We start from the raw sequence: 17,942 nt of genomic DNA on the forward strand, positions 1-17,942 counted from the left end.
ACATGCCGGCTTTCTCCCAAGGCCTGGAAAAGGCGCTACATCAGGCGCTGACATTCGCCAACGAGCGGCATCATGAGTATGCGACGCTCGAACATTTGCTGCTCGCGTTGATCGACGATACCGAGGCCGCCGCCGTCATGCGCGCCTGCAACGTCGATCTCGACGAGCTCAAGCACACCGTTCTCACCTATATCGACACCGAGCTCGACAACCTCGTCACCGGTTATGACGAGGATTCGAAGCCGACGGCAGGTTTCCAGCGCGTCATTCAGCGCGCCGTGATCCATGTGCAATCGTCCGGCCGCGAGGAAGTGTCCGGCGCCAACGTGCTCGTCGCCATCTTCGCCGAGCGCGAGAGCCATGCCGCCTATTTCCTGCAGGAACAGCAGATGACCCGCTACGACGCGGTCAATTACATCTCGCATGGCATTGCCAAGCGCCCGGGCGCTTCGGAATCGCGCACGCCGCGCGGCGCCGAGGACGAGCAGGGCGGCCAGAACGGTGCCGAGCCGCAGGAAGAGGGTGGCAAGAAGAAGCAGCAGGACGCGCTGACGGCCTACTGCGTCAATCTCAACAACAAGGCGCGCGCCGGCAAGATCGATCCGCTGATCGGTCGCGACAGCGAGATCAACCGCACCATCCAGGTGCTGTGCCGCCGTTCCAAGAACAACCCGCTCTATGTCGGCGATCCGGGGGTCGGCAAGACGGCGATCGCCGAAGGTCTCGCCAAGCGCATCGTCGAAGGCGATGTGCCGGAAGTGCTGCAGGACGCCACCATCTTCGCGCTCGACATGGGCACGCTGTTGGCCGGCACCCGCTATCGCGGCGACTTCGAGGAGCGACTGAAGCAAGTCGTCAAGGAGCTCGAGGACTATCCGGGCGCGGTGCTGTTCATCGACGAGATCCACACGGTGATCGGGGCCGGCGCCACCTCGGGCGGCGCCATGGATGCATCGAACCTTCTGAAACCGGCGCTGTCGTCCGGCGCCATCCGCTGCATCGGCTCGACCACCTACAAGGAGTTCCGCCAGTTCTTCGAGAAGGACCGCGCGCTGGTGCGGCGCTTCCAGAAGATCGATGTCAACGAGCCGACCATCGAGGACGCCATCGAGATCATGAAGGGCCTGAAGCCCTATTTCGAGGAGTTCCACAAGGTCCGCTACACGAGCGAAGCGATCAAGGCCTCGGTCGAGCTGTCGGCGCGCTACATCAACGACCGCAAGCTGCCGGACAAGGCGATTGACGTGATCGACGAAACCGGCGCCTCGCAGATGCTGGTGCCGGAAGCCAAGCGCAAGAAGACGATCGGCATCAAGGAGATCGAGGCGACGATCGCCACTATGGCGCGCATCCCGCCGAAGACGGTATCGGCGGATGATGAGAAGGTGCTGCAGGGGCTCGATATCGAGCTGAAGCGCGTCGTATACGGCCAGGATACGGCCATCACGGCGCTGACCTCGGCGATCAAGCTGGCGCGCGCCGGCCTGCGCGAACCGGAGAAGCCGATCGGCTCCTACCTGTTCTCAGGCCCGACCGGCGTCGGCAAGACGGAAGTCGCCAAGCAACTTGCCGCCTCGCTCGGCGTCGAGCTGATCCGGTTCGACATGTCGGAATACATGGAACGCCACACCGTCTCGCGGCTGATCGGCGCGCCTCCCGGCTATGTCGGCTTCGACCAGGGCGGCCTGCTCACCGACGGCGTCGACCAGCATCCGCATTGCGTGCTGTTGCTCGATGAGGTCGAAAAGGCGCATCCGGACCTGTTCAACATCCTGTTGCAGGTGATGGACCACGGCAAACTGACGGATCACAACGGCAAGCAGATCGACTTCCGCAACGTGATCTTGATCATGACCACCAATGCGGGCGCCTCGGACGCGCAGCGTGCGGCGATCGGCTTCGGCTCGACCAAGCGCGAGGGCGACGACGTCGAGGCGATCAACCGGCTCTTCACGCCGGAGTTCCGCAACCGCCTGGACGCGATCATCCCGTTCGGTTCGCTGCCGGTGCCGGTTATCCATCAGGTGGTGCAGAAGTTCGTCATGCAGCTCGAGGCGCAGCTCTCCGAGCGGGGCGTCACCTTCGACCTGTCGCCGGATGCGATCGCCTGGCTGGCCGACAAGGGCTATGACGAGCGCATGGGCGCGCGTCCGCTCGGCCGAGTCATCCAGGAGCACATCAAGAAGCCCCTGGCCGACGAGGTGCTGTTCGGCAAGCTCAAGAAGGGCGGCACGGTGCGCGTGACCGTCGAGAAGAAGGAAACCGGCGAGTCCGGCCTGAAACTCGAATCGCTCGCCGACGAGTCGCCCGTGCAGCCGAAGAAGGAAGAGCCGGAAGACGCGCCGAAGCCGAAAAAGGCGGTGGCCAAGAAGCCGGCGCCCAAGAAGGCCGTAGCGCAGAAGCCGGAGCCGAAAGGCAAGGACGGCAACAAGCGCAGCCTTGTGCCGCAACTGCCGCGCAAGGGCTGATAGGCCCTCATCCTCAATTGCAGAAAAGCCCCGGCGACGGGGCTTTTTTGTTGCGAGGAAAAACGGGGAAATCGACCGGATTGCCCTCAACGGTGTGCGTGGCCGATATTCGCCAACCGCCAACAGATTTTCCTGGATCAATGAAAAGGCGATGCACCGCTTTCGGTGCGGTCGCATCCTATGGCCGCGCATGCTATGGCCGGCACATGTCGACTTGGACCTCGGACGCCACAGCGCCTCGTTCCACCTGGTTTCTGCGTGGTGTCCGCGCGGCCTTTTCTCTGCCTGGCCTGATCCTCGTCAGCTCGTTCATTGGCTTTGCCGCCTTGGCTAAAGACGCCGGGGTCACGGCGGTACAGGCCGCTTTCATGACCGGCACGGTGTGGGCGCTGCCATCCATGGTCGTGCTGGTGGGCGCGATTGCGTCGGGAGCGGCGCTGCCGGCGGCGATGTTCGCCGTCACGTTGTCCGCCATACGTCTGATGCCGATGGTGATGGCGCTAGCACCCGAGATGCGCACCGGGAAAACCCGGCAATGGGTGCTCTATCTCCTGGCGCATTTCGTGGCCGTGACCTCCTGGGTGCTGGCCATGGAGCGCCTCAAGCGCGTCCCGCCTCATATGCGTACGACTTACTATGCCGGCCTCGGCGGCACGCTGGTGACGACGAATATCACCGTCGTGACCGTCGTCTATGCAGTGGCGGATGCGCTGCCGTCCGCCATTTCGGCGGCGTTGCTGATGTTGACGCCGATGTATTTCCTGACCTCTTTGTGGGGGTCCGCACGCGAACGGGCAGGGCATGTGGCAATGGTCCTGGGCCTCGTCCTCGGACCGGTCTTCCACATGGTGTTGCCGCAGATCGATTTGCTGGTTGCGGGACTGATCGGCGGCACGGCCGCCTATGGCTTGCGATTGTGGCGGCTCAAGGCGCGCGCGGCGTGAGTTACTTTTCCAGCGGCGCCTGGTGGTGGCCATACATGTTCATTCTCGTCGCCGGTTTCGCCGCGACGGATATCTGGCGCTTCCTCGGTGTCTATCTTGGCGGCAAGCTTTCCGATGATTCAGACCTGTTGGTACTGGTTCGCACCATGGCGACGGCGCTCGTTGCCGCCGTCATCGGCAACCTGATTGTCTTTCCAGGCGGCGCGCTTGCGCACACTTCGTTTGGCTTGAGGATAGCGGCGGCGGCCCTGGGTTTCGTCGCCTATCTGGCGTCGGGAAAGCGCATGGTCGTCGGCATCGCCACAGCCGAGTTTCTGCTGCTGGCGGGACTTTATCTGAACTTTTGATTTCGTCCCATCTCAGCCCCCCAGCGCCGCCCGGATCTTGTCGGCGTTCTCGGCCAGCACCTCCGGCTTCTCCATCTGCCCGGAATGCGGCTTCAGCGGCACGCCTTCGAAACGCGGCACGACGTGGACATGGAGATGATAGACGGTCTGCCCGGAAGCCGGCTCGTTGAACTGCATGATGGTGACGCCGTCGGCGTTGAAGGCTTTCTTCACCGCGACCGCAACTTGCTGCACGACGCCGAACAATGGCCCGAACGTCGCCGGATCGGCGTCGAGGATGTTGCGCGACGGCGCCTTGGGCACCACCAGCGTGTGGCCCGTGCCTTGCGGCATCACATCCATGAAGGCGACGACAGCATCGTCCTCGTAGACGCGATGCGAGGGAATTTCACCGCGCAGGATTTTGGCGAAGATGTTGCCGGGATCATAGGCTTCGGCCATGGGGGACACTCCCGATTGCATTCGCGTCCGGTGTAGCGAAGCCGCCGACGGGCGGCAAGGCGCTCAGGCGAGATCGACCGCCAAGCCGCCTTTTCGCTGCCCAGGATTATTCGCCGAGGTCCTTGCGGAAGGGCGTGTGCTCTTCGAGATATTCGCCCATGCGCTCGACCTCGCGCCGCTCGCGCCTGAGATAGTCGGCGACGGCGTTGCGCAAGCCGGGATGCGAAATGTAGTGCGCGGAATGCATGGTTACCGGTCGATAGCCGCGTGCCAGCTTGTGCTCGCCCTGCGCGCCGGCCTCCACCACCTTGAGCTTGCGCTCGATGGCGAAATCGATCGCCTGATGGTAGCAGACCTCGAAATGCAGGAAGGGATGGTCCTCGATGCAGCCCCAGTTGCGGCCATAGAGCGCGTCGGACCCGATGAAGTTGATGGCGCCGGCAACGTAGCGGCCGTTGCGCTTGGCCATCACCAGAAGAATGTCGTCGGCCATGCGCTCGCCGATCAGCGAGAAGAACTGCCGGTTGAGGTAGGGCCGGCCCCATTTGCGGCCGCCGGTATCCATGTAGAAGGCGAAGAAATCGTCCCAGGCGCTTTCGGTGATGTCCTTGCCGGTCAGCCAGTCGATCGAGATGCCGTCGACCAGCGCCTCGCGGCGCTCCTTCTTCATCGCCTTGCGTTTGCGCGAGGCAAGCGTGGCGAGGAAGTCGTCATAGGTCGAAAAGCCGTCGTTGAAGAAATGGAACTGCTGGTCGGTGCGATGCAGGAAGCCCGCAGCTTCCAGCGTCGCGACGTCGGTCTCGGTGGCGAAGGTAACATGCGCGGAAGAGACGCCGAGCTTGTCGGTGACGAGCTTCAGGCCTTCCGCCAATCCGGCCTTCACGGCGCCCGCGTTCTCGCCTTTGCCGACCAGCAGGCGAGGGCCGGTGACCGGCGTGAACGGCACCGAGCATTGCAGCTTGGGATAATAGCGGCCGCCGGCGCGCTCGAAGGCGTCGGACCAGCCATGGTCGAAGATATATTCACCCTGGCTGTGCGACTTGAGATAACAAGGGACGGCGCCGAGAAGCCTGCCTTGCGCGGTTTCCAGCCGCAGGTGATGGCCCTGCCAGCCGGTGCGCCGGACAGCGCAGCCCGAGTCTTCCAAAGCGCTTAGAAAAGCGAATGAAACCAGCGGGTTGTAGCCGTTTTCTTGATCGCCGCGCGTGGTTCCGGCAAAGCCGTTCCATTCCTCGCAGGTGAAGGCGCCGATACCCGCCGCGATGCGGATCGCATAATCCGCGTTCGCTGCCCGTCCATCGTCTTCGTCGCCCTGATCCATGGGGCTTATTTAAGCTTCGCAGGGGCAGCTACAAGTCACGTTTGAGGCACTCGGCTCAGCCAACTCTCACCAGGCCGGGCTCGAAACCCTCGAAGGTCATCTGGTCGGCATATTTGAAGGTGAGGTCGACCGCCGGCTGGTCATGCACGGTCCAGGTAATGACCGGCATCTTCAGCTTTTCGCGCACGAAGCTGACGAAGGGGTTGGGCAGGTCGCCCGCAGCGTAGGAGGTGAAGGCGAGGTCGTGCGCGAGCATGGCGAAATGCGCCTCGATCAGCTGGTTGTCCCTGCCATAGGCGGTCAGCCCGCCGGGGATGCCGGGGGCGTCCTTGGCGAAGTCGCGGATCAGCCAGTGATCGAACGACATGATCGCCACCTTGCCGTTGTAGCGCTTGAGCAGCCGGCCGACGCTTGCCACCAGCCCGGCATCATGGCCGGGAACGCCTTTCAACTCGACCACCAGCGGCACACGGCCGTCGATCAGGTCGAGCGCCTCCTCGAGCGTCGGCACGTGGTCCTTGGTGCCGCCGACCTTGAGCGCCGCCAGTTCGGCCGCGGTGCGTTGCCACACGAAGCCATCCTGGCCGGTGAGGCGTTTCAGATCGCCGTCATGGATGATGACCGGGACGCCGTCGGACGAGAGATGCACGTCGCATTCGATGGCATAGCCGCGCTCGGCCGCCGCGGCGAAAGCCGACAGCGTGTTTTCCCAGCGCGTCTTGTTCATATCGTGGAAGCCGCGATGCGCGACGGGCTGCGCGATCAGCCAGGACAGATCCGTCATGTTGAGCCTCACTCGACTTCGAAGATCGCTTCGATCTCGACCGCGGCGTTGAGCGGCAGCGAGGCGGTGCCGACGGCGGAGCGGGCATGCTTGCCGCGCTCGCCGAGTGCGGCGACCAGGAAGTCGGAGGCGCCGTTGGCGACAAGATGCTGCTCGACGAAATCCGGCGCGGAGGCGACGAAGACGGTGATCTTGACCAGGCGCCGGACCTTTTCGAGATCGCCCAGCGCGGCCTTGGCCTGCGCCAGGAGGTTGATGGCGCAGAATTTCGCGCCTTCCTTGCCTGTAGCGGTGTCGATGTCGCGGCCGAGCAACCCGCTTGCCTGCAGCTTGCCGTCCTTCAGCGGCAACTGGCCGGCGGTGAACAGCGTGTTGCCGGTGCGGCAATAGGGCACGTAGTTGGCGGCGGGAGCGGCGGCGGCCGGGAGGATGACGCCAAGATCGCTTAGCCGCTTTTCGATTGTTTCGCTCATTGGTTTTCCCTATTGCTGGAAGACGCCGCGTTGGCCGGGCCGAAATTGCTATTTTTGCCTCGCTTCCGCCACGACTTTTTTTAAGCTGGACCATCTTTCCCTGCGGTCTGCCTCGCAGCCGCGACGATCGGAGCAACGCATGCGCGCAACGCGCCTTTTTCTCGCCGCCGCCTGTTTCTCGGCGATGCTCCCGATGGCGCCGGCCCTTGCGGTGCCCGCGCTGCAGGCGCATCGCGCCGTCTACGATCTCACGCTCAACAAGGCCTCCGATCGCTCAGGCATTACCGGCATCACCGGCCGCATGGTCTATGAGTTCAATGGTTCCGCCTGCGAAGGCTATACGGTGAAATTTCGCTTCGTCACCCAGATTGCCACCGCCGACGGCACGAAGCTGACGGACCAGCAGACGACCACGTTCGAGGATGCCGAAGGCAAAACTTTTTCGTTCGTGACGAAATCCTTCACCGACCAGAACCTCGACAAGGAAGTGAAAGGCACCGCGACCCGGGAGCAGAAGGGCCTGAAAGTCGAGATCGACAAGCCTGAGAAGAACAGCCTCGAGCTTGCAGCGACGCAGTTCCCGACCCAGCATCTGGTCGAGCTGATCGGCAAGGCCGAAAAGGGCGAGAATTTCTACCAGACCAATCTGTTCGACGGCTCTGAGGACGCCAACAAGGTGATGACCACCACCGTCATCGTCGGCAAGAAGACCGATGTCCAGAAATCCGACCCGGAGGCGCCGGCGCTGGCCAAGCTCGCGACCGACAAATACTGGCCGGTCGACATCGCCTATTTCGACGATACCGACAACAAAGGCGAAGAGGTGCCCGAATACCGGATCAGCTTCAAGCTGCACGAGAACGGCATCACCCGCGACCTCGTCATGGACTATGGCGAATTCTCGATGACCGGCAAGCTGGTGAACCTGTCGCTGTTCGATCAGACCAAGCCTTGCCCGGCGTCGAAATAGCAATTGCTGACGGCAGCCGGCCCGGCTTGCAGGCTTGGCCTCCGAATACCATGCGTGAGGCTCACCGAATGCGGTGGGCTTGATGGCAGTCTATGTCGATGCGGCGATCTGGAAATGGGCCGGCCACCGCTGGTGCCATCTGCTCGCCGACAATACCGACGAACTCCATCGCTTTGCAGCCGAGCTGGGCCTTAAGCGTTCGTCCTATCAGGGGCCGCCCAAGACATCGGCGCCGCATTACGATATCACTGGCTTCGAGCGTGATCGCGCGGTCAGGCTTGGGGCGATCGAATGCAGCCGCGAGGACATCGTGGCGATCTTCCGCCGCGTGCGGGTTCCGAACGGGAAGGTAAGACGATGACGGTGACGGCGTTCCTGGCTTATTGCGTCGCGATCTCGTTGGCCGCCGCCACGCCTGGACCGGCGATGTTCGCGGTCATCACCAATGGTCTGTCGCGTGGGTTCTTGCGGGCTTTCATAGCCGGTATGGGGGTCGCCGCGGGCGACGCCGTCCTGGTCACCCTGGCGTTGCTCGGGTTGGTGGCGTTGGCCCAGACCTTCGAGTGGATTTTTCTTTTGCTGAAATACGCCGGCGCCGCTTACCTGGTCTTTCTCGGTATCAGGATGTGGCGGGCGGCCGCCCAGAAGCCGGACGACTCTCGTCAGACACAGGCGCGGCTGTCGCGGTCCTTCTTTCTCGGCGCGTCCATTGCGCTCGGCAATCCGAAGGCCATTCTGTTCCACGCCTCCATCATGCCGCTGATCCTCAACCTTGACACCATGACCTTCGCCGATGGCCTGCTCGTGGTCCTTGTCGTGGTCAGCGTCAATATCATCACCATGGGCCTCTATGCCGCGATGGCGGGGCGGGCAGCCGGATGGTTCAAGACCCCGAAGCGCATGCGCCTCATGAACAGGCTCGCTGGCGGGGCGATGATCGGTACCGGTGCGCTGATTGCCGCACGTTGATGCGCGAAGTGACGCCCGGCTTGCGTTTGTGACGCTTCCCCTCTATATGCGCGCTCATTCCACACACGGACTTTGGTGTCTGCCCGGGAGAAATCCGGCTGAGACCTCCGGTGGCATCAGGACATAAGTCCGAAATGCCTGTGTCCGTGGAGGCCAACCGGAAAGGAACTCAAGAATGGCTCTGCCAGATTTCAGCATGCGCCAGCTTTTGGAAGCTGGTGTTCACTTCGGCCACCAGACCCACCGCTGGAACCCGAAGATGGCGCCCTACATCTACGGCGCCCGCAACAACATCCACATCATCGACCTGTCGCAGACGGTGCCGCTGCTGCACCAGGCCCTGAAGCAGGTGTCCGACACCGTCGCCAAGGGCGGCCGCGTGCTATTCGTCGGCACCAAGCGCCAGGCGTCCGACATCGTCGCCGACGCGGCGCAGCGTTCGGCCCAGTATTATGTCAACTCGCGTTGGCTGGGCGGCATGCTCACCAACTGGAAGACGATTTCGAACTCGATCCAGCGTCTGCGCAAGCTCGACGAGACGCTCTCCGGCGAGGCCCAGGGCCTCACCAAGAAGGAGCGCCTGAACCTCGACCGCGAGCGCGAGAAGCTCAACAAGGCTCTCGGCGGCATCAAGGACATGGGCTCGACGCCGGACCTGATGTTCGTCATCGACACTAACAAGGAAGCGATCGCCATCCTCGAGGCCAAGCGCCTCGGCATCCCGGTCGTGGCCATCATCGATTCGAACTGCGACCCGGACAAGATCGACTTCCCGATCCCCGGCAATGACGACGCGGCCCGCGCCATCCAGCTCTATTGCGATCTGATCGCCAAGGCCGCCATCGACGGCATCGCCCGTCAGCAGGGCGCGCTCGGCGTCGACATCGGCGCTTCGGCCGAGGCTCCGGTCGAGCCGGCGCTCGACGCTCCGGCCGCAGAAGCTCCGGAAGCTTGATAAGGAAGGCCGGATCCCGGCCTTCATCTTTCCAATAAGTTGGCGCGCTAAAGCGCTTTTGCCGAGCGCATCACCCGAGTCCCGGTTGGTGCGTCGGCGCATTTGAGACAAAGAGGCGACAATGAGCATTTCGGCTGCACAGGTCAAAGAACTCCGCGACTTGACCGGCGCGGGCATGATGGACTGCAAGGCGGCGTTGAACGAGACCAACGGCGACATGGAAGCGGCCGTCGACTGGCTGCGCAAGAAGGGTATCTCCAAGGCCGACAAGAAGGCCGGGCGCACTGCCGCCGAGGGCCTGATCGGCGTCGACGCCGGCGTGCGTGAAGCCGCCATCGTCGAGGTCAATTCCGAGACCGACTTCGTCGCCCGCAACGAGCAGTTCCAGCAACTGGTCCGCAATGTCGCGAAGGTCGCGCTCGCCTATGGCGCAACCGAAGCGGTTGCCGCCGCCAAGTATCCAGGCTCCGACAAGACGGTCACCGAGACCGTCAAGGACGCGGTCGGCACCATCGGCGAGAACATCAATTTCCGCCGTTCGGCCAAGCTCACCGTGCCGCATGGCGTGGTGGCGACCTATGTCCACAACGCGGTTGCCGATGGGCTGGGCAAGCTCGGCGTGCTGGTCGCGATCGAGACCACCGGCAACGAGCATGCCGCGAACGCCTTTGCCCGCCAGGTTGCCATGCACGTCGCCGCCACCAACCCGGTGGCGCTGACAGCCGAAGAGGTCGACCCGGCGCTGATCGAGCGCGAGAAGGCGATCTTCTCCGACCAGGCGCGCCAGTCGGGCAAGCCGGAAGCCATCATCGAGAAGATGGTCGAGGGCCGCCTGCGCAAGTTCTACGAAGAGGTGGTGCTTCTGAAGCAGGCCTTCGTGCTCAATCCCGACATCACCGTCGAGAAGGCGCTGAAGGATGCCGAGAAGGAGATCGGCGCTCCGGCGAAGATCACCTCCTATCTGCGCTTCGCGCTGGGCGAAGGCATCGAGAAGGAAACGACCGATTTCGCGGCGGAAGTCGCGGCCGCGGTCAAGAAATAGCTCCGATCCGAGGGGAGCGCGCGGCGTTTCCTTAAGGTGACGAGCTCACGAGCTCAGGCGACTCGGCCGGGTGTCCGCATGGACGCCCGGCCGATTTCTTGTGCGGTATCGATAAAGGCCCTGAGCTTCGGCGCCATCGACGCGCGGCGCGGGAAATAAAGGAAGAGCCCGGGCTCTTCGATCGCTGTCTTCGGCAGGATCTGGACGAGGCGCCCGGCGGCAAGGTCGGCGCGCACCAGCGGCTCGAAGACGTAGGCGAGCCCGACGCCGGCCAGCGCCAGATCGACGGCGCCAAGCGAATCTGTGACGACGGTCGTGCCGCGCGTCTCGACAACGACATCCTTGCCGTTGTCGTTCAGGTCCCAGCGGTAAAGCGCGCCTGACCGAACCATCCGGTAGCCGATGCAGTTGTGATTGGCGAGATCGGCCACGTCGCGCGGACGCCCGCGCTTTGCGACATAGGCGGGAGAAGCAACGATCACGGCTTTGAACGGTGGCGTCATCCTGACGGTGACCATGTCCTGCGCGATCATTTCACCCAGCCGGATGCCGGCGTCAAACCCTTCCCCGACGATATCGATGAGTCCCTGATCGGCAACGATCTCGACCGTCACGTCGGGAAAGCGTTCCGCCATCGCCGCGACCATCGGCGTCACCGCCACGGGGATCGCTATGTTGGAGGCGTTGATCCTGAGCAGGCCGGCGGGCCTTCCCTTCACGCCTCGAATGCGGTCCATCCGCTCGGCGATGTCCTGCAGGGCAGGGCCCGCAGTCTCCACCAGCGCTTTGCCTGCCTCGGTCAGCGAGACGCTGCGCGTCGTGCGCGCAAAGAGCGGCTGGCCGATGCGCTCCTCCACCAGCCGCACCGCATGGCTGACGGCAGACGGGCTCATGCCGAGTTCAGCCGCGGCAAGCGCGAAGCCGCCGCGCCGGGCCACGGCGACAATGACCGGAAGGTGTGTGAGCAGATCGCGATCCATTCATGAGTGATATCGCACAGTCTTTGCGAACAATGCAATCTTATCGATGCCCCTGAGCCGGCTCATATTGGCGTCAACACATCGGCGGCGGGCTGATGGCCAAGGAGAGACGAAATGAACGCGTTGAGACATGTAACTTTTGCCGCAGGAATAGTGCTGGCGCCGGTCGATGCCGGCGGTGCCGAACCGGCCGGCTGGCAGGCCCTTGCCGACGAGCGCGCCGTCATCCGCATCGCCGACGCCATCGACCGCGCGGTGGATGCACAGGACTGGAAGCTGGCGCGCAGCTATTTCGCCGAGCGTGTCACCGCCGATTTCAGCAGCCTGTCCGGCCAGCCCGCAGCCAACATCGCGTCCGACGACCTGATCGGCGCCTGGGCGGGCAACCTCAAGGGCAGCAAGACCAGCCTGCATCTGCGCACCAACCATCAGGTCGTGCTCGAAGCCGATGCCGCGACTGTCCGCTCCAATGGCTATGCCTGGAACCGGATGGAAGGCAATGGCGATCCGCTCTGGGAAGTCTGGGGCACCTATGAGCACCACCTGACACGCTCGGCCTCCGGCTGGAAGGTCGACGGCTTCACCTTCCGCATGACGCATGAGCGCGGCAATCCCTGGGTCAAGGCGACCCCCGGCCAGTGACCGGCAGGAATTCAGTTCAGAATCGGGAGACCACCACCATGACCATGACCTATTACACGCTTGGCAACAGCGGCCTGCGCGTCAGCCGGCTGGCGCTCGGCACCATGACCTTCGGCACCGAATGGGGCTGGGGCGCGGACAGGGACACAGCCCGCGCGATCTTCGACGCCTATGTCGAAGCGGGCGGCAACTTCTTAGACACGGCCGACCTCTATACCGGCGGTACCGCCGAGACCTGGCTTGGCGAGTTCGTCGCCGAGCGCGGCCTGCGCGACAAGGCTGTGATCGCCACAAAATTCACCATGAATTCCGAGGCCGGCAATCCGAATGCCGGCGGCAACGGCCGCAAGAACATCATGCGGGCCCTGGACGCCTCGCTGAAACGGCTCGGCACCGACTACATCGACCTTTATCTTCTGCATGTCTGGGACAGGATTACCCCGGCCGAGGAGGTGCTGCGCACGCTGGACGACCTCGTTCGCGCCGGCAAGGTGCGCCATATCGGCCTCTCCGACGTGCCGGCCTGGTATGCCGGCCGCGCCCAGGCGATCGCCGAACTGCGCGGCTACGAGCCGGTCTCGGCGCTGCAGCTCGAATATTCGCTCGCCGAGCGCGCCATCGAACATGAATATGTGCCTTTCGGCACCCGTCATGGCGCCGGCATCATGGTGTGGAGCCCGCTGGCCAGCGGGCTGCTCAGCGGCAAATACAAGCCGACGCAAGCCGGAAGGGCCGGGCGGCTCGACGGTTTCCGCAACACCACGCATCCCGGCTTCCAGAAGTTCAGCGACCGCAACTGGGCGATCGTGGCGGAACTCGAGAAGGTGGCGGCCGAGCTCGGCCGCAGCATGGCCCAGGTTGCGCTCAACTGGGTGGCGACGCAGCCAGGCATCGCTTCCGTCATCCTTGGAGCGACGAAGCTCACTCAGCTGCAGGACAATCTCGGCGCGCTCGATTTTTCGATTCCCGCCGAGCTTCGGGCGCGGCTGGAAAAGGTCAGCGCCATGCCGGCGCCGTTCCCGCATTCCTATTTCGGCTCCGAGATCCAGGTCCGGGTGACCGGCGGCGCCGTGACCGGCGACAAGCCGGCCGGTTATTCGCCCGCGGTCATGATCGAAGGCGAGGCGGTCAGCGTCTCCAGCCGTTGATCAAAGAGGCGGCAACTGACCGAAAAAGCCTGGAATTTTGCACGAGGGCGCGGCGTGACATCGCCGCGCCCTTCGTGTATCGGGTCAACCCGTCATGACAGCATCGCCGGATGAAGCGGGGGCGGTTTTGCCTCCAAAATTGTCGCGCCGAGATATTCGAGGAATGAGATGACGGTGAAGCCCCTCTATCGACGTGTCGTGCTGAAGGCTTCCGGCGAAGCGTTGATGGGCGAGCAGCATTTCGGCATCGATGTCTCCGTTGTCGACCGCATCGCCGCCGACATTGCCGAGGCGCGCGCGCTGGGCGTCGAAGTGGGTGTCGTCATCGGCGGCGGCAACATTTTTCGGGGCGTGGCTGTGGCCTCGAAAGGCGGCGACCGGGTCACCGGCGATCACATGGGCATGCTCGCCACCGTCATCAACTCGCTGGCGCTGCGCACCTCGCTCAACAAGATCGGCGTCGATGCCGTTGTGCTTTCGGCGATCGCAATGCCGGAACTTTGCGAGAGCTTTTCCCAACGCCAGGCGACAGCCTATATGAACCAGGGCAAGGTGGTCATTTTCGCCGGCGGCACCGGCAATCCGTTCTTCACCACCGATTCGGCCGCGGCCCTGCGCGCCGCCGAGATCGGCGCCGATGCGCTGTTCAAAGGCACGCAAGTCGACGGGGTCTATTCGGCCGACCCCAAGAAGGACCCGAACGCGGTCCGTTTCGACCGCATCAGCCACGCCGAAGTCATCAAACGCGGGCTTGCGATCATGGACACAGCCGCGATTGCACTTGCGCGTGAAAACAACATTCCGATAATCGTCTATTCGATCCACGAAAAAGGTGGTTTCGGCGATATTCTAAGGGGCGGCGGCCATTGCACGGTCGTCGCGGACAAATAAGCGAGGCCGGCATCCGTTGAACGGTACCGCGGACGGCACGACGGCATAAGCAGTGAACCCGGCGAACGGGTCGAGGAGATGATCATGAGTGGCGAGTTCGAAGACCTGAAGCGACGCATGGACGGGGCGATCGCCGCCTTCAAGCACGACCTGGCGTCGCTGCGCACCGGCCGAGCCTCCAGCAACCTGCTCGACGCCGTCCAGGTCCAGGCCTACGGCACGACGATGCCGATCAACCAGGTGGCCAACGTGACGGTGCCGGAGCCGCGCATGATTTCGGTCTCGGTCTGGGACAAGTCGATGGTCAGCGCGGTCGACCGCGCTATCCGCGAAGCCAATCTGGGCTTCAATCCGATCGTCGACGGCACCAATCTCAGGATCCCGCTGCCGGAACTCAACGAGCAGCGCCGCAAGGAACTGGTCAAGATCTCGCATGGCTATGCCGAGAACGCACGCGTCGCGGTGCGCCATGTCCGCCGCGACGGCATGGATTTCCTCAAGAAGGCTGAGAAGGACGGCACCATCAGCGAGGACGATCAGCGCAAGCGGTCCGACCAGGTCCAGAAGCTGACCGACGAGATGATCAGCACCATCGATCACCTGCTTTCCGATAAGGAAGCTGAAATCATGCAGGTTTAGGGTCGGGACTTTCCGGCTCGAAAGCGAGACTATGGCAACGCCCGCGCATGTCGCGATCATCATGGATGGAAACGGACGCTGGGCCAAGGCGCGCGGCTTGCCGCGCCTTGCGGGACACCGCGCCGGCGTTGAGGCCCTGCGCAAGACGGTCCGCGCCGCACCCGAGCTCGGCATCTCCTATCTAACGGTCTACGCATTTTCATCGGAGAACTGGTCGCGGCCGAAATCCGAGGTCAGCGACCTCATGGGACTTTTGAAGCTGTTCATCCGCCGCGATCTCGCCGAACTGCATCAGAACGGCGTGCGGGTGAGGGTGATCGGCGACAAAGAGGGGTTGCAGCCCGATATCAGGGGGCTGCTGCACGAGGCCGAATCGCTGACCGCCGGCAATGAGGCGCTGACACTGGTCATCGCCTTCAATTACGGCGGCCGCGACGAGATCGTGCGCACAGCGCGCAAGCTGGCGGAGGCCGTCGCGCGCGGCGACATGGCGAGCGAGGCGATCACGGCCGAAAGTTTTGCCGCATCGCTCGACACACAGGGCATTCCCGATCCCGAGCTGGTGATCAGGACCAGCGGCGAGCTCAGGCTGTCGAACTTCCTTCTCTGGCAGGCTGCCTATAGCGAGCTCGTCTTCCTGCCTTGCTATTGGCCGGACTTCAGCCGCGAGCACCTGGCCGACGCCTTGCGCGACTTTGCCGGCCGTGAAAGACGCTTTGGCGGGCTGGCCGCCCGCGATGTCGCGCTTTAGGCGCCGCACCCATGAGCAACCTCCAGCAGCGCGTCATCTCGGCAATCGTGATGGCGGCTCTGACGCTTGCGCTCACCTGGCTCGGCGGATTGCCGTTCCGGCTGTTCTGCGCCGCAATAGCGGCGCTGATCTTCTATGAATGGACGCGCATGGCGCGCGCCGGGAACGGCGCGGCGCTCGGCTTCCTGCCCGAAGCACTGATTCTGATCTTCGTCGGCGCCCTGATCGCCGGCCTGCCGGCCTTGTGGCTGCTGCTCCTCGTCGCGATCCTGGTGGCGGTCGCGGCCATTGTCGCTCGGACCAAGGGGGCCGCGCCGTGGGAAGCCTCGGGGGTGGCCTACGCAGCACTATCCGGCTTTTCGCTCGCCTATCTCCGTGACGACAATCATTCCGGGCTGATTGCGATTCTCTTCCTGTTCGCCGTGGTCTGGGCAACCGACATAGCTGCCTATTTCGTCGGCCGCGCGGTCGGCGGCCCGAAGCTCGCGCCGTCAATCTCGCCCGGCAAGACGCAGAGCGGCGCGCTGGGCGGCGCCGTCGGCGGCGTTATCGCCGGAGTTTTGCTCGCAATCGCGGCCGGCGCCGGCAATCTCGTTCAGCTTGGCCTGGTGGCGCTTGCTCTGTCGATCGTTTCGCAAGCCGGCGACCTGTTCGAATCATGGGTCAAGCGCCGGCACGGCGCCAAGGATTCGAGCAATCTCATTCCCGGCCATGGCGGCGTCATGGACAGGGTGGACGGGCTTGTCGCGGCCGCGTTCGCACTGTACGTCATGGGCTGGGTCGCGGCGGGCGCCGAGCATCCGGCATTGGGGCTTTTTCCAAACTGAACGACACAGCAGTAAGGCGAAAAATGGCGCGCGCCACCGATTCGCCCGGATTGATGCCACAGTCGCGGTGGAATGTCGCTCGCGGGCGAATTTGAGGGCATGACTTGAACGACATCTTTCACGCGGTTTTCAGTACACAAGGCTTCGTCCTTGGCACGCTCGTGCCGTTTTTGTTCGTGCTGACCGTCGTCGTGTTCGTCCACGAGATGGGCCACTATCTGATCGGCCGCTGGTGCGGCATCGGCGTGAAGGCTTTTTCCATCGGCTTCGGCCCCGAGCTCTTCGGTTTTTACGACCGCCGCGGCACGCGCTGGAAGCTTTGCGCCATTCCGCTTGGCGGCTACGTCAAATTCGTCGGCGACATGAATGCGACGTCGAGCCAGCCGAGCACGGAGGAGATCGAATCGCTGACGGATGCCGAGCGCGAGGTCGCCTTCCACACGCAACCGATCTGGAAGCGCGCCGCTACCGTCGTTGCGGGGCCGCTGTTCAATTTCCTGCTGACGATCGCCGTATTCGCGGTGCTGTTTTCCCTCTATGGCCGTCCGGTCCTGGAGCCGATGGTGGCCGAGGTGACCGCCGGCAGCCCGGCGGAAAAAGCCGGAATCCGGCCGGGCGACCGATTCGTCAAAGTCGATGGCAGCAAGGTAGAGACCTTCGCCGACGTGCAGCGGCTGGTTTCAGGCCGGGCTGGCGACGCCATCACCTTCACCATGCTGCGCGACGGCAAGGAAATCGACGTTACGGCCGCGCCAGAGCCCATGGAGCAGCAGGATGCGCTGGGCAACAAGGTCAAGGTCGCGGTCATCGGCGTCGTCAACAACGCCGAGCTCGGCCAGCCGCGGCTGATCTCCTACACACCGGCCGGCGCCGTGGTGGCGGCGGTCGAGGAAACCGGGCACGTGATCGAGCGCACCGGCCAGTTCCTGCAGCGCTTTGCGCTTGGACGCGAGGACAAATGCCAGTTGGGCGGTCCGATCAAGATCGCGAAGATGTCGGGCCAGGCAGCCAAGCTCGGCTTCGAGTGGCTGGTGCAGCTTGTTGCATTTCTGTCAGTCGGAATAGGATTTCTCAATCTGCTGCCGATTCCCCCCCTCGACGGCGGCCACCTGTTGTTCTACGGCGTGGAGGCCGTCATCAGGCGGCCCGTTTCGGAGCGAACGATGGAGATGGCCTACCGGACCGGGTTGTTCCTGGTGCTCGGATTCATGGGCTTCGTATTTTGGAACGATCTGTTTGGATGCTGAAATCATGAAGAAATTTGGCTTCAGCCTCGGTCATATTGAGATGCCGTTTACCATGCGTGGGGATATGCGTGACGCGAAAGCCACGCGGTACGGTTAAGTAAAT

At 63.5% G+C, this 17,942-nt stretch carries 20 protein-coding genes; 15 read left to right on the top strand and 5 right to left on the bottom strand.

The features are described from left to right. The first annotated feature begins 2 nt into the window (after positions 1-2). The 3 genes from clpA to FJ423_RS09990 all read left to right on the top strand — a co-directional run bounded on the left by clpA (position 3) and on the right by FJ423_RS09990 (position 3,759). Positions 3-2,468, top strand: a complete 2,466-nt coding sequence (clpA, locus tag FJ423_RS09980) for an ATP-dependent Clp protease ATP-binding subunit ClpA (protein ID WP_140841263.1) — start codon at positions 3-5, stop codon at positions 2,466-2,468. A 206-nt stretch (positions 2,469-2,674) separates the two neighbouring features. Further along, positions 2,675-3,412, top strand: a complete 738-nt coding sequence (locus tag FJ423_RS09985) for an AzlC family ABC transporter permease (protein WP_140841265.1) — start codon at positions 2,675-2,677, stop codon at positions 3,410-3,412. Continuing rightward, entirely contained in the window at positions 3,409-3,759 is a 351-nt protein-coding gene (locus FJ423_RS09990) for an AzlD domain-containing protein (RefSeq protein ID WP_140841267.1), read from the top strand. The genes FJ423_RS09985 and FJ423_RS09990 overlap by 4 nt, the downstream gene beginning before the upstream one ends. A gap of 12 nt (positions 3,760-3,771) precedes the next feature. Here the strand turns inward: FJ423_RS09990 and FJ423_RS09995 are convergent, their stop codons facing one another. The 4 genes from FJ423_RS09995 to FJ423_RS10010 all read right to left on the bottom strand — a co-directional run bounded on the left by FJ423_RS09995 (position 3,772) and on the right by FJ423_RS10010 (position 6,778). After that, positions 3,772-4,200 carry an HIT family protein gene (locus FJ423_RS09995; protein ID WP_140841269.1) on the bottom strand — a complete coding sequence of 143 codons (429 nt, stop codon included), beginning with the start codon at positions 4,198-4,200 and terminating at the stop codon, positions 3,772-3,774. A 106-nt stretch (positions 4,201-4,306) separates the two neighbouring features. Then, positions 4,307-5,521: a GNAT family N-acetyltransferase gene (locus FJ423_RS10000; protein WP_140841271.1), complete on the bottom strand. Its 1,215-nt coding sequence runs from the start codon at positions 5,519-5,521 to the stop codon at positions 4,307-4,309. A gap of 55 nt (positions 5,522-5,576) precedes the next feature. Beyond that, on the bottom strand, positions 5,577-6,305 hold the full coding sequence (locus FJ423_RS10005) for a glycerophosphodiester phosphodiesterase (RefSeq protein WP_140841273.1): 729 nt from the start codon (positions 6,303-6,305) through the stop codon (positions 5,577-5,579). Between the two features lie 8 nt (positions 6,306-6,313). Beyond that, entirely contained in the window at positions 6,314-6,778 is a 465-nt protein-coding gene (locus FJ423_RS10010; protein ID WP_140841275.1) for a RidA family protein, read from the bottom strand. Between the two features lie 139 nt (positions 6,779-6,917). On the opposite strand from FJ423_RS10010, the gene FJ423_RS10015 reads away from it, so the two are divergent. The 5 genes from FJ423_RS10015 to tsf all read left to right on the top strand — a co-directional run bounded on the left by FJ423_RS10015 (position 6,918) and on the right by tsf (position 10,714). After that, entirely contained in the window at positions 6,918-7,748 is an 831-nt protein-coding gene (locus tag FJ423_RS10015) for a cell envelope integrity EipB family protein (protein WP_095765616.1), read from the top strand. An 82-nt stretch (positions 7,749-7,830) separates the two neighbouring features. Further along, a complete protein-coding gene (locus FJ423_RS10020; protein ID WP_140841277.1) occupies positions 7,831-8,109 on the top strand; it encodes a DUF4031 domain-containing protein in 279 nt (92 codons plus the stop codon). Further along, positions 8,106-8,717: a LysE family translocator gene (locus FJ423_RS10025; RefSeq protein ID WP_140841279.1), complete on the top strand. Its 612-nt coding sequence runs from the start codon at positions 8,106-8,108 to the stop codon at positions 8,715-8,717. The genes FJ423_RS10020 and FJ423_RS10025 overlap by 4 nt, the downstream gene beginning before the upstream one ends. Before the next feature lie 175 nt (positions 8,718-8,892). Next, complete coding sequence (rpsB, locus tag FJ423_RS10030; RefSeq protein ID WP_095765354.1) at positions 8,893-9,672, top strand: 30S ribosomal protein S2; 780 nt, start codon at positions 8,893-8,895, stop codon at positions 9,670-9,672. A 121-nt stretch (positions 9,673-9,793) separates the two neighbouring features. After that, on the top strand, positions 9,794-10,714 hold the full coding sequence (gene tsf / locus FJ423_RS10035) for a translation elongation factor Ts (protein WP_140841281.1): 921 nt from the start codon (positions 9,794-9,796) through the stop codon (positions 10,712-10,714). A 53-nt stretch (positions 10,715-10,767) separates the two neighbouring features. Here the strand turns inward: tsf and FJ423_RS10040 are convergent, their stop codons facing one another. Continuing rightward, positions 10,768-11,694 carry a LysR family transcriptional regulator gene (locus tag FJ423_RS10040; protein ID WP_140841283.1) on the bottom strand — a complete coding sequence of 309 codons (927 nt, stop codon included), beginning with the start codon at positions 11,692-11,694 and terminating at the stop codon, positions 10,768-10,770. A gap of 114 nt (positions 11,695-11,808) precedes the next feature. Here FJ423_RS10040 and FJ423_RS10045 point away from each other — a divergent pair, with 114 nt between their 5' ends. The 7 genes from FJ423_RS10045 (at position 11,809) to rseP (ending at position 17,839) form a co-directional block, all read left to right on the top strand. After that, entirely contained in the window at positions 11,809-12,336 is a 528-nt protein-coding gene (locus FJ423_RS10045; RefSeq protein WP_140627843.1) for a nuclear transport factor 2 family protein, read from the top strand. A 38-nt stretch (positions 12,337-12,374) separates the two neighbouring features. Next, positions 12,375-13,484: an aldo/keto reductase gene (locus FJ423_RS10050; RefSeq protein ID WP_140841285.1), complete on the top strand. Its 1,110-nt coding sequence runs from the start codon at positions 12,375-12,377 to the stop codon at positions 13,482-13,484. Between the two features lie 168 nt (positions 13,485-13,652). Beyond that, positions 13,653-14,375: a UMP kinase gene (pyrH, locus tag FJ423_RS10055; protein ID WP_095765617.1), complete on the top strand. Its 723-nt coding sequence runs from the start codon at positions 13,653-13,655 to the stop codon at positions 14,373-14,375. Positions 14,376-14,459: 84 nt separating this feature from the next. Beyond that, on the top strand, positions 14,460-15,014 hold the full coding sequence (frr, locus tag FJ423_RS10060; RefSeq protein WP_095765618.1) for a ribosome recycling factor: 555 nt from the start codon (positions 14,460-14,462) through the stop codon (positions 15,012-15,014). A 31-nt stretch (positions 15,015-15,045) separates the two neighbouring features. Then, positions 15,046-15,765 (top strand): isoprenyl transferase, encoded by a 720-nt coding sequence (locus tag FJ423_RS10065; RefSeq protein ID WP_140841287.1) that lies wholly within the window; start codon positions 15,046-15,048, stop codon positions 15,763-15,765. An 11-nt stretch (positions 15,766-15,776) separates the two neighbouring features. Then, positions 15,777-16,592, top strand: a complete 816-nt coding sequence (locus FJ423_RS10070; RefSeq protein ID WP_140841289.1) for a phosphatidate cytidylyltransferase — start codon at positions 15,777-15,779, stop codon at positions 16,590-16,592. A gap of 104 nt (positions 16,593-16,696) precedes the next feature. Continuing rightward, positions 16,697-17,839 carry an RIP metalloprotease RseP gene (rseP, locus tag FJ423_RS10075; protein ID WP_140841291.1) on the top strand — a complete coding sequence of 381 codons (1,143 nt, stop codon included), beginning with the start codon at positions 16,697-16,699 and terminating at the stop codon, positions 17,837-17,839. Positions 17,840-17,942: the final 103 nt, after the last annotated feature.

The organism is Mesorhizobium sp. B2-8-9, from assembly GCF_006439475.1.
In the GTDB taxonomy this organism is placed as follows: Bacteria; Pseudomonadota; Alphaproteobacteria; order Rhizobiales; family Rhizobiaceae; genus Mesorhizobium.